Source organism: Niveispirillum sp. GW835-FHT14G11, from assembly GCF_058793615.1.
On the sequence record NZ_JBXAFZ010000013.1, the window covers coordinates 1 to 12,279 of the forward strand.

Sequence of the window (12,279 nt, forward strand, 5' to 3'; positions counted from 1 at the left end):
AGCAAAGGCAATCGCCGAACTCTTGCCATGGAATTGGAAGGCAAAACCCTGAATGGGCCTACGCCGGATGCTTACCCAACTCAAGCCGAACGTCGTCTATGGCGCCCCATGGCACCGATTGCCCCATCGTCAGAAACCCTGGTTCACGCCATGTCGGCGCCTGTGCGATCCCAATGAATGAGCAATCCTGACCGAAAGCATATGATGATCGGTCAATGCGATGCGTGTAATGGCGGCATCAACCGCAGACTATACTGATGGACCTCCCGATCTGGACTGGCTCTAACCTTCTGATAGGCTGAAGGGGCAGCAGTATCGTCCTATCCTAAGCCCATGTTCCGGAGACGGGGGGAAGGATGAGGGCCATGTCGTTCAGTCGCAAGCAAGACATCGACGCCGTATTCACCGCGGCCGGAACAGCGCTATGTGTCGTCGAGTTTACGCCCGACGGGCTGATCCTGGATGCCAATGACAATTTCCTGCGCGCCATGGATTATGAACGGGGCGAGATCAAGGATCGCCATCACAGCATGTTTCTGAACGATGCCACCGGGACAGGCGGTGATTATGCCGCCTTCTGGCACAAGCTGCTCCTGGGCGAGCGGATGCAGTCGCGGCGGTCGCCCTATCTGGCCAAGGGGGGACGGATGGTCTGGTTCCACGGCGCCTATATCCCGGTTTTCGACCGGCACGGCCGTGTCTGCAAGGTGGTCAAGGTCGCTGCCGACGTAACGGCGGAGCACCTGCACATTCTGGAAGCGGAGATCCTGGCCGGTGGCATCGATCCCCTCCATGGGCAGGGCTGGGCGCCCATTCCCACCAGGGCCGCGCCGATTGGCGTCACCCGGATGGCCTGACGCATTTTCCCTATTCATTCCGGACCCTCCCATCACGGTATCTTGATCCCGCAGCACTTGTCAGTCACGCTTGTCAGTTGTGATGAACTGCCATTATGTCCGCATGGCGGGTGGCGCGGTGCGGAAGCGGGGGAATGTCAGGGTGGGGGATATCGATCCGGTCGACCGGACACCGCTTGGGCGGGTGCTGGTCATCTTCAATGCCAGGCTGGCGCCACGCCGCCGCGACCGTATGGTGCTTGTCCTGGACCGGCTGCGCCGGGCCGGGCTGGAGGTGCTTTTGCAGGAGGCGGCGGGCCGCGAGGCGGTTGAACGGCTGGCGGCCGATGTCGGGCGGCATGAGGCGCTGGATGCCATCATCGTGGCCGGCGGCGATGGCACCCTGAATGCCGTGTTCAACGGCCTGCCCGCGGAGATCGACCTGCCCATCGGGTTGATCCCGCTGGGGACCGCCAATGTCTTCGCCACGGAGATTGGGCTTGGTGGGGGCATCGACGCGATCGCGGATACGCTGCTGGGCGGCCAGGAACGCAGCATCCATCTGGGCACCGGTGGGGGCCGGGCCTTCCTGTTGATGGCGGGTGCCGGCTATGACGCGCGCGTGGTGGCCGGCGCCAACCTTCGGCTGAAGCGCTTCATCGGCAAGGGCGCCTATGTCCTGGCTGGTCTGGCGGGCCTGCTGCGCTTCCGCCGCCACCGCTACCGTGTCATCCTGGATGACGGTGACTATGAGGCGGCGTCGGTGGTGGTGTGCAAGGGGCGCCATTATGGCGGCCGCTTCATCCTGGCCCGCGAGGCCGATCTGGCGTCGGACAGTTTGCAGGTGGTGCTGTTCCCGCAGGCCAGCCGCCGCGCCCTGCTGCGCGATGTGCTGGCCGTACTGCGCGGGCGGGTACACCTGCTGCCGGATGTGCGCATCATTCCGTCACGCCGGGTGGTGCTGGAGGCCCTGGATGCGGCGGATACCGATGCCCCGGTTCAGCTGGATGGCGATCTGGGGGCCCGGCTGCCCGTCACCCTGACGCTGCACCCACAGCGCCGCCGGATCATCGTGCCGGCCAGTTTGCCGCTTCCAGCCGGTTCAACACCTGCCGCAGGTCCAGCTGTGCCGCCATGAATTCCTGGCGGTTGTTATACTCGGCGAAGGGACGCTTGGGATCGGGTTCGACATCGCTGGTCAGCACGGGGTCGAAGCGGATGAACCGGTCCTCCAGCAGGCGGCTGCACTGGTAATTGATGGCCTGCATGTTGCTCTCCATCACCACCTTGATGATGGCGATGGGATTATCCTTGTCCAGCAGCCACTTGCCATAGCCGACATCGCCGCGCGTCAGCGGCATGTAGGTGCTGGTGATGCCCTGGCCGAGCGACAGGACCTCGACCTGCGGCAGGCTCGTATCCTCGAAATCCAGGGCCGTCACCACGGCGCACAGGGCGGGATTGTTGGCGAACAGGCCGCCATCGATATGGCCCTGGTAGACGGGATGCACCATGGGGATGGAACTGGATCGCATGCAGATGTCCAGCACCCGGTCATCCTCGTCCAGCAGCTCGGGCAGCAGGTTGTGATAGATGCGCACCGACCATTGCCGCCTTTCGCGCAAGGACGCCTCATTGTCCAGGCAGAAGCTGGGGATCAGCAGCTTGCGCGGCAGGTCGGACAGACGCCGGTCGCCCAGCATCTCCTCCAGGTTCCGGTAGATCGAGGCATGCGTCATGAAGGCGCTGAGCCCGGCCAGCGCCATCCAGGAGCGGGAACTCTTCTGTTTGGACTGGGCGAAGGGCCGCCAGCGGCGCCAGAATTCGATGGCGTTCTTCACGCCCTCGCGCGCCGTGGGGGCGGCGGCGATCAGCGCGGCGGAAATGCTGCCCGCCGAGGTGCCGGCGAAGATGTCGATACTGTCCAGCAGGCCCGGCCGCTCATTCTCCAGCCGCAGCAGGATGCTGTTCATCAGCAGGCCGCGCGGCCCGCCATCAAGCGCCAGGATACGGATGGTCGACATGACGCCTCGGTCGTTCTCGGGTTGTTTCAGCTTGCACGCGATGCCAGCCCGGACAGGATGTCCGTCACATGCTCCAGGACCGCCGCCTGGGCGGTGCGGAGGAAGAAATGGTCGCCTTCGAACAGGCGTGTGGTCAAGCCCTGGGGTGCCTGTGCCCGCCATGCCTCCAACTCGTCGGGTCGCGCCATCGGGTCGCGCGTGCCACCCAGTGCCGTGACCGGGCAGGGGGCGGGGCTGTCATCCTCGTGCCGGTAGGTCTCGTTCACCGCGAAATCGGCGCGCAGCATGGGCAGCAGCAGTTCCATCAGCTCCGCATGGTCGAACACGGCGGCAGGGGTGCCGTTCATTCGCCGCAGACGGGCCAGGAACTGGTCCTGCGGCAGGGCATGCGCCTGTTCGAACGGGTCGGGCAGGTGGGGGGCCCGCCGCCCGGCCACGATCAGATGGTTGGGCGGCCGGTGCCCGCCGGCGGCCAGGTACCGCGCCGTCAGGAAGGCCAGCAGCGCCCCCATCGAATGGCCCAGGAAACAGACCGGCCCCGAAAGGGTGGGCACCAGGGCCTCGGCGATCGCTTCTACCAACGGTATGGCACGGTTGTATGGCTTTTCCCCGATTCGCGTCTCCCGACCCGGATATTGCACCGCCACAACGTCCACCCAGCCCGGTAATGCCGCAGGCCAGGGTCTGGCCATGGAGGCGGTGCCCCCCGCATGGGGAAAGGCCACCAGCGTCACACGGGCCTGCCCGGACCGGTGCCAGGGCACGATCCACGGTGTCTGGGCACCCAGTAGGGCTGCATTCGACAATGTAAGGTCGTTTGCAATATTCGAATAAGTCATTCCGGACCATGCCTAGCCAAAATGAATATAGCTGGGGAGTAGGCAGGGAAAGTCTGCCCGCCACCTGCCAGTGTGCAGCGCATATATAAATCATTTGCCCTATCCGCCGCTATGGATTAAGGGGGATTAACCAATCGCCCGTGGTAATCGTTTTCCGGGGCGCCCGTCTTAATAATCATAAGCGGCGCGTTTGGCGTCGCCGAAACGGATAGAGATGCCACGTATCATCCTGATGTCGGGCAAGGGCGGTGTGGGCAAGACCACGGTGTCGGCGGCGACGGGTCTGGCCTGTGCGCAGAAGGGCCATCGCACCATCGTGGTCTCCTTCGACCTTGCGCACAGCCTGTTCGACTGTTTCGATCTGCCCCGCGGGCTGTTCGACCATAATGGCGGCGAACCGGTGCGCGCGGCGGAGAACCTGGACGTCCAGGAAATCGACGTGCAGGTGGAGATCGAGAAGCATTGGGGCGACATCTACCGCTATCTCGCCATGCTGATGACCTCTTCCGGCCTGACCGACGTCATCGCGGAGGAGGTGGCGGTCATTCCAGGGATGGAGGACGTCATCGCCCTGATGTATGTCAATAAGTATATGTCGGAAGGCAAATACGACGTCATCGTGCTGGATTGCCCGCCGACCAGCGAGAGCCTGCGCTTCGTTTCCATCACCTCGACCATCGAATGGTATGTGCGCAAGCGCTTCAACGTGGACCGCAACATCGTGCGGTTCGCCGGTCCCATCGCCAAGCGCTTCACCGATTACAAGCTGCCCGACGAGAAATATTTCACCGCCATGATGCAGCTGTTCGAGCGCATCACCGGCGTCGACAAGCTGCTGGTCGACCCTGAGACGACCAGCGTCCGCCTGGTCACCCAGGCGGAGAAGATGGTGATCCGCGAGACGCAGCGCGCCTTCATGTATTTCAACATGTACGGGGTGGCGGTGGACCGAATCGTCATCAACCGTCTGCTGCCCGATACGCCGGACGGTTATTATTCGCGTTGGGTGAAGGCGCAGACGGTCTATGCCAAGGAAGTCCGTGAATATTTCGACCCGGTTCCGACTGTGTCGCTGCCCCTGTTCGATGACGAGGTGATCGGCGTCGGTAATCTGCAGCGCGTGGCCGATGCCCTGTTCAGCGGCGACGACCCGGCGCAATTCTACCACAAGGGTGCCCCCTATACCTTCACCAAGGAAGGGGAGGATTATCTGCTGACCATCAAGCTGCCCTTTGTGGACAAGAGCGACCTGGATATCAGCCGCAATCAGGAAGACCTGACCATCCGCATCGGCACCTTCAAGCGGCATGTGCCGTTGCCGCGCTCCGTCCTGTCAAAGGATGTGCAGAGCGCAAAGATGGCCGATGGTGTTCTGCATATCAGGTTCTAGGATTTTTTCTCGTTGGGAGTGTATACTCTCAGCGTTCCACCAGCAGGAAGGAATGTGCCATGAAGGATTTCGAGGAAGAGGCCGGTGGCCTGCGGAAATTGCTGGGCAATCTGGTCAGCGGCTTGAACGGCGCCCTGATGCTGGATGAGGAATCCCGGTCGATCCTGGAGATTCAATATCTGAAGGCCCAGTCGGAGATCCTGGCCGGCTATCAGCAGGTGATCGATCGCCGTCTGAAGCTGCTGGAGGGCGGTCGTCGCCCGCGCAAGGTTACGGTCGAATAAGGCGCCCTATGTGCCCGCCAGCGGTATGAGCCGAACGCGCATGCCGCCGGTATAAGCGGGTCACCGCCTTCACACGCGTTGGGTGGGCCATCGGCGGGAATCGCGGATGGCAGCGTTCCCCTTTTGCATTTTGTTCCCCTGTGTGCTCACGTCACTTTGAGGGAGGCCATGCATGAGACGGCTATTGTCGATGGATGGCGGGGGTGTGCTGTCCCTGGCCACACTGACCATGCTGCGACGGATCGAGGAAAAGTTCCCAGGATTCCTCGGGCGCGCCGACGCGTTTGCCGGAACATCGGCGGGCGGTATGAACGCCCTGCTGATGGCGGCGCATGAGAACCCGGCCAACGGTCTGGGCGATGCGTTTGAACTGTGGGACGGAACGGCGCCCATCTATGAAAGCAGCCTGTGGCGTGACCTGGGGGCCCTGGCTGGCAAGGTGGCCATCTATGACAATGCCAATCTGGAGGCGTATCTGCGGTCCCGGCTGGGGAATCGGCGCCTGAAGGAGCTTTACCACCGCGTGGTCGCGGTCACCGTGAAATTGGATGCGCAATTGCCGGGTGGCCATCGGGGCTGGGCGCCCAAGGTGTTCGACAGCCATGGTGGTGACCCGGAGGATGCAGATGAGCTGGCCGTCGATATCGGCGTGCGCACCGGCGCCTTTCCCATCACCTTTCCCATCTATCAGGGCTATGTCGATGGCGGGGTCGTGGCCAACAATCCAGCACTCTGCATGCTGTTGCATGAGGTGAAGCGGCTGCGGGTGGTGGCCAGCGCGGTGCTGCCGGAAACAAGGCTGCTGTCGGTGGGCACCGGTGCGGGGGTGGCGGCCATCGCGGGCTACGATCTGGACTGGGGCTATGGCGAATGGCTGTTCCTGCCTGGCAATCCCGGCCTGTTCACCGACATGGTGGTCTCCGCGCCCATGGAGCTGGTCACCGAGCAATGCGCCCTGCTGCTGGGCGGCGACGGGTTCTTCCGCCTGAATCCCTGGCCGGAAAAGGTGGTGACGCCGTCGAAAAGCCACGGGGGTGGCGCCGGCAGCCCCATCGACCAGCTGCGCCGCAAGTCCGTGCTGTTGGGAGAGACCGCCGACCTTGACCCCACCTACCGCTGGATCGAGGCATCCGGCTGGATGGAAGATGGGGGAGAGGCCGAAGAACCGGCCGGCGTGCAATCCCCGCGCCGCAACGCCCGCAGCCCCCGCGCCCCCGGCGCGGCCAAGGGGGCGTGACCTTGGGGGCGGAAGCCGACATGTTGGAACGCCGCGTCGCGGCGGTGGTTGCACGCCATGCCGGCATCGATCCGGACCGGATCGACCATGGGCGCAGCTTCCACGATCTGGGTGTGGACAGCGCCAACGCCCTGGCCATCGTGGCGGAGATGGCCAGGGTGTTGGACCGCGAATTACCGCCCACCCTGCTTTGGGAATGTCCGACCATCGCCGCCCTGACGCAAAGGCTGGTTGCCGACGGGCAGGCGCCGCTGCCGGGCCGCCGTGCGCCGGTCAAGCTGTCGCGCGCCGTGCCTGTGGCCATCATCGGCATGGCCTGTCGGTTTCCGGGCGCCCCCGATCTGGCGGCTTTCAAGCGGCTGCTGGACGATGGTGTGGACGCGGTCGGCCCGGTGCCGGCCGACCGCTGGGACGCCGATGCCCTGTTCGATCCTGACCGTACCGTACCGGGCCGGATGAACAGCCGCCATGGCGGCTTCCTGCCGGACATTGCCGGTTTCGATGCGGATTATTTCGGCATCGCGCCCGTGGAAGCGGTGCAGATGGACCCGCAGCAGCGCCTGGCCCTGGAACTGTCCGTGGAGGCGTGTGAGGCTGCAGGTCTGCCCCTGGAGGGCCTGCGTGGCAGCCGGTCGGGCGTATTCATCGGTGCCATGTGGGGCGATTATGCCCGCATCGCCACGCCGGGTCTGGAGGATTTCCGCCAGCACAGCGCCACGGGCCAGGACCATGGCGTGCTGGCGGGGCGCATCTCCTATATGCTGGGGCTGGAGGGGCCGTCGCTGGCGGTCAACACCGCCTGTTCGTCCGCTCTGACGGCGCTGCATCTGGCCTGCGCCAGCCTGGCGGCGGGGGAATGCGATCTGGCGCTGGCCGGCGGGATCAATCTGATCTGCGGGCCGGAAAGCACGCTGGCCATGTCGAAATTCGGGGGCCTGTCGCCGGACGGCCGCTGCAAGCCGTTCGCCGAGGGTGCGGACGGCTATGTCCGGGGTGAGGGTGGCGGCATCGTGGCGCTGAAGCGGCTGGACGACGCCCTTGCCGATGGCGACCAGGTGCTGGCCGTGGTGCGCGGCAGTGCCGTCAACAGCGATGGGGGCAGCAACGGCCTGACGGCCCCCAACCCCGCCGCCCAGCGCGCCGTGCTGGCCGATGCCTGCCGCCGGGCCGGGATCGATCCGTCCGACATCGACTATGTGGAGGCCCACGGTACGGGCACGGCGCTGGGCGACCCGATCGAGGCCGGCGCCCTGGGCGCGGTGGTGGGGGCGGGACGCCCCGTCGACCGGCCGTTGCTGATCGGGTCGGTGAAATCCAATCTGGGACATCTGGAAGCGGCGGCCGGTATCGCCGGGCTGATCAAGACCGTGCTGGCCCTGCGGGACGGCTTTATTCCCGCCACCCTGCATGCCGACCGGCCCAGTTCCACCATTCCCTTTGCCGATCTGGGGCTGTGCCTGGTCAACCGGCGCTGCCCCTGGCCGGAAGGGCGCGGCACCCGCCGGGCGGGGGTCAGCGCCTTCGGTTTTGGCGGGTCGAACGCGCATATGGTTGTGGAGGCGGCACCCGCCGCCGATCCCGTGCCGTTGCCCGCGCACGCCGACGGGGTGGCTGACGGGCGGATGGCCTTCATCTTCACGGGCAGCGGCGGGGTCTGGCCCGGCATGGGGCGCGACCTGCTGGCGGCCGAACCCGTTTTCCGCCGGGCCGTGGAGGAATGCGACGCAGCCATGGCACCGCTGCTGGGCTGGTCGGTGCTGCGCGCCCTGTCGGCACCGGAGGGGGAGGCATCGTCGGAACCCGCCATCGCCCAGCCAATGCAATTCGCCCTGCAGGTCGGGTTGTGGCGGCTGTTCGTGCAGTGGGACCTGACGCCCGACATCGTCCTGGGCCATAGCACGGGGGAGATGGCGGCTTCCGTGGCTGCCGGCTGGCTGGACCTGACGCAGGGCTGCCACCTGGTCTGCCACCGCGCCGCCGCCGAACAGCGTCTGTCGGGCAAGGGTGGCATGGTGCAGGTGGCGCTGGCCGCCGATGCCGCTGCCGACTGGATTACGGCCCATGGGCTGGACCTGGATATTGCCGCCCTGAACGGGCCTTGCCTGACCGTCCTGGCGGGTGCACCGGCTGCCGTCGCGGCGGCGGAGGCAGCGGCCTTGGCCGACGGGGTGCGTGCCACCCGCGTTGCGGTGCCCGTCCCCCATCACAGCCGCCTGCTGGACCCTGTGCTGGATGGGTTCACGGCCGGATTGGGCGATCTGCGCCTGCGCCGGCCCGACCATGAATTCCGGTCCACCATCCGCGCGGGCGCTGTGCCCGACGCCGCCTATTGGCGGACGGCCCTGCGCCAGCCGGTGCGCTTCGCCGATACGATCCGTGCCCTGGCCGGCGAAGGCGTGTCGATCTTCGTGGAGATCGGACCGCAGCCCCTGCTGCGCCGGGCCATCGCGCAATCGGCGGGAAGTGCGGCCACCGTGCTGGGAACCCTGGCACGGGGCCATGGCGGCCCGGCCGCCCTGTCCACCACCCTGCGCCATCTGGCCGAACATGGTCGCCTGCCGACACGTGCCGCACGCCCCGTGCTGGTACCGGTCTCCGCGCACGGTTCGGAAGCCCTGCGCACCCGTATCGCCCAGCTGGCGGATTTTCAGGGGAACGTCGCCGACCTGGCCTGGACCCGTTCCCTGCGCGGCAGTCATCAGGGGGTACGCGCCGCCCTGGTCGCCAGCGATGCCGCTGGTCTGCGTGCGGCGGCCACCGCCTGGCTGGAAGCCGGGCAGGGGGTGACGGCGGGGCGCCGGCGGCTGGTGCTGGCCTATCCCGGCCAGGGCGGCCAATGGCCTGGCATGGGGCGGGGCCTGATGGACCTGCCCGCCTTCCGTGCCGCGCTGCTGGAGTGTGCGACGGCTGTGGCGCGTCAGGGCGGACCCGATCTGCTGGACCTGATGCAGGCCCCGGCGGACGATCCGCGCCATGACGATGTGGCCGCGATACAGCCGTTTCTGTTCGCCATCCAGGTGGCGCTGACGGCGCAGCTGGCGGCATGGGGCATCCGGCCCGATGCCGTCATCGGCCATTCCATGGGGGAAGTGGCCGGGGCCCATACCGCCGGCATCCTGTCGCTGGACGATGCCGCCCGCATCATCTGCACCCGCAGCCGCCTGCTGGCCCAGGGCCGGGCCGGCGGTGCCATGGCCCTGGTCGGCCTGGGCGGGCGGGAGACGGAGGCAGCACTGGCCCGCCTGCGCCGCCGGGCCTTCCTGTCGGCCGACGGGCTTTGCGTCGCGGCCTGGAACGGGCCGGCGGATACGGTGGTGGCTGGCCCCGTCACGGCCGTGGCCGCCCTGGTCGCCATGCTGGAAGAGGAGGGGGCATTCGCGCGCATGGTGCGTGTCGACGTGGCCTCCCATACCGGTCAGGTCGATCCGCTGCTGGAGCCACTGGCGGCGGCGCTGGATGGCCTGTCGCCCCGCAAGGGCGCGGTGCCGCTGCTGTCGACCGTCACCGGGGCGGTCCAGGATGGCAGCGCCATGGATGCAGCCTATTGGGTGTCCAACTTGCGCCGTCCGGTACGGTTTCAGGAGGGGGTTGCCGCTTTTGCCGGTGGGGATACATTCTTCCTGGAGGTGACACCGCATCCCGTGCTGGCGCCCGCCATGGAACGGGGCCTGGTCGGCACGGGCGCCCTTGTGGGGGCTACCCTGCGCCGTGATGCACCGGAGGTCCCGGCCCTGCTGACGGCCCTGGGCCGGCTGTATGCGGCGGGCCTGTCACCGGACTGGCAGGCACTGCATCCCGCCGGCGGGCGCTTCCTGCCGCCCGCCCCCTATCCCTGGCAGCGCAGCCGCTTCTGGCCCGATGTGCCGGCCGCCCGCCCGGCGGCATCCCGCATCCCCCTTGGTCTCTACGGCCTGGACTGGCAGCCTGTCGACCGGCCCGCCCCGGCGGCTGGCGGCGACTGGCTGCTGGTCGGCGATGGGGACGGACTGGCGGCGGCGCTGGCCGGCCATATTTCGGCGACCGGCGGCAGCGTGCGGCTGGCGACGGCCCGGACGGCTTGCGACTGGCCCGACATGCATGTCATCGACCTGCGGGCCCTGTCCCTGCCGGCCGGCGATCCCGACAGCGTGGCGGCTGGCCTGGCGGATGCCGCGTCGCTGGCGGCGCGGCTGGCCACCCTGCCCGGCGCCCGCCTGTCCATCATCACGGCCGGTGCCCGGTCCTTGATCGGGCAGCAGCGGCTGGCGCCCCTGCAGGCCCCGCTCTGGGGTCTGGGCGGGGCCATCGCGGCCGAATATCCGGGCCTGTGGCATTGCATGGTCGATCTGGACCCCGACCTGCCGGCATCGGCCCAGGCGGCGGACCTGCTGCGCGCCCTGCAGGCCGGCGGCGGGGAGACGCGGCTGGCGTTGCGGGCCGGCCGGACGCTGGCTGCCCGGCTGGCGCCGCGTCCCTTGCTGGCGCCGGTGGCCGTGCCGGCCCTGGCGGCGGACGGGCGCTATCTGGTGACGGGCGGGCTGGGCGGGCTGGGCCTGGCGCTGGCGCAATGGCTGGCTGACCGGGGGGCACGGCATATCGATCTGGTAGGGCGCACGGGTCTGCCGGCGCAGGGCCCGGTGACCGATGCCGTGCAGGCGCTGCGTGACCGCGGCGTCACCGTTACTGTCGATGCGCTGGATGTGGGGGACCGCGCCGCCTTGACGGCCTGGATGGTGGCATCGGCTGAGGCCCGTCCGCGTCTGCGCGGTGTGGTGCACGCCGCGGGCGTCATGCAGCAACTGCCCGTCGATGCGCTGGACGAGGCGGGTCTGGCGGCTTTGTTGCGGGCGAAGCTGCAGGGCGGCTGGTGGCTGGACCGGTTGACACGGGGGCTGGGCCTGGATTTTCTGGTCCTGTTCTCCTCCTTCTCCAGCCTGATCGACAGCCCGCAGCTGGGTGCCTATGCGGCGGCGAATGCGGCGCTGGACGGGATCGCGGCGCAGCGGCGGCGGGCGGGGGAGAAGGTGACCCTGGTCAATTGGGGCTTCTGGGAAGAGGCAGGCATGGCGGCGCGTGCCGGCTGGGCGCCGTCCGGCGTGCGGTCCATCGCCATCCGCGAGGGGCTGTCCTGTCTGGAACGGCTGCTGTCCATGCCGGACGGGGACCCGGCCGCCGAGCCTGTACAGGGTGTGATGGCCGTGGACTGGCAGCGCTGGGCAGAGGCCTATCCGGCTGCCGCCGCCGCACCGCTGCTGTCACGGCTATTGCCACCCAAATCCCCGGTGCCTGTGCCGCCGTCACCCGTGGCGGAACCTGCGTTCGACCGTAAGGTTGCCGACTGGCGCAAGCGGCTGGAAGCGCTGGTGCGGGCCAGCACGGCCGCCGTGGCCGGCCTGCCGGCGGCCGGCCTGGACATGGCCCGGCCCTTCCGGGCGCTGGGCATCGACAGCCTGATGCTGATGGCGCTGCGCCAGCGGCTGGAGACGGCACTGGGCATGACCATCCGCCCGGTCGACCTGTTCAACCATCCCGGCCCCGCATCCCTGGCGGCCTATCTGGCTGAACAGATCGCTCCACCGCCGGCGGTGGATGCCGGAGAGGATGAGGACCTGATGGCGCTGCTGGAGCGCGAGCTGGACGCCGCCCCGGCGGCACGGAGGGCGTGAGCTTGGGTGGCCCAGCCGATCAGG

The 12,279-nt window shown here is 67.6% G+C and carries 8 protein-coding genes; 6 read left to right on the forward strand and 2 right to left on the reverse strand.

Features of this window, described 5'->3' with window-relative positions:
- Positions 1-365 precede the first annotated feature (365 nt).
- Positions 366-857, forward strand: coding sequence for a PAS domain-containing protein (locus AC1Q7F_RS22600; RefSeq protein WP_492510805.1), 492 nt, complete (start codon positions 366-368; stop codon positions 855-857).
- Between the two features lie 142 nt (positions 858-999).
- A complete protein-coding gene (locus tag AC1Q7F_RS22605; RefSeq protein WP_492510806.1) occupies positions 1,000-1,974 on the forward strand; it encodes a diacylglycerol/lipid kinase family protein in 975 nt (324 codons plus the stop codon).
- Here the strand turns inward: AC1Q7F_RS22605 and AC1Q7F_RS22610 are convergent.
- Positions 1,904-2,860 carry a patatin-like phospholipase family protein gene (locus AC1Q7F_RS22610; protein WP_492510807.1) on the reverse strand — a complete coding sequence of 319 codons (957 nt, stop codon included), beginning with the start codon at positions 2,858-2,860 and terminating at the stop codon, positions 1,904-1,906. The two genes, AC1Q7F_RS22605 and AC1Q7F_RS22610, sit on opposite strands and share 71 nt — an antisense overlap.
- Before the next feature lie 26 nt (positions 2,861-2,886).
- On the reverse strand, positions 2,887-3,666 hold the full coding sequence (locus AC1Q7F_RS22615; RefSeq protein ID WP_492510808.1) for a thioesterase II family protein: 780 nt from the start codon (positions 3,664-3,666) through the stop codon (positions 2,887-2,889).
- A 247-nt stretch (positions 3,667-3,913) separates the two neighbouring features.
- Between AC1Q7F_RS22615 and AC1Q7F_RS22620 the strand changes: the two genes are divergently transcribed.
- The 4 genes from AC1Q7F_RS22620 to AC1Q7F_RS22635 all read left to right on the forward strand — a co-directional run bounded on the left by AC1Q7F_RS22620 (position 3,914) and on the right by AC1Q7F_RS22635 (position 12,255).
- Positions 3,914-5,089, forward strand: a complete 1,176-nt coding sequence (locus tag AC1Q7F_RS22620; protein WP_492510809.1) for an ArsA family ATPase — start codon at positions 3,914-3,916, stop codon at positions 5,087-5,089.
- Between the two features lie 59 nt (positions 5,090-5,148).
- Positions 5,149-5,373 carry a hypothetical protein gene (locus AC1Q7F_RS22625; protein ID WP_492510810.1) on the forward strand — a complete coding sequence of 75 codons (225 nt, stop codon included), beginning with the start codon at positions 5,149-5,151 and terminating at the stop codon, positions 5,371-5,373.
- A gap of 172 nt (positions 5,374-5,545) precedes the next feature.
- Complete coding sequence (locus AC1Q7F_RS22630) at positions 5,546-6,610, forward strand: patatin-like phospholipase family protein (protein ID WP_492510811.1); 1,065 nt, start codon at positions 5,546-5,548, stop codon at positions 6,608-6,610.
- A gap of 20 nt (positions 6,611-6,630) precedes the next feature.
- Complete coding sequence (locus AC1Q7F_RS22635) at positions 6,631-12,255, forward strand: SDR family NAD(P)-dependent oxidoreductase (protein WP_492510812.1); 5,625 nt, start codon at positions 6,631-6,633, stop codon at positions 12,253-12,255.
- The last annotated feature ends 24 nt before the right edge of the window (positions 12,256-12,279 follow it).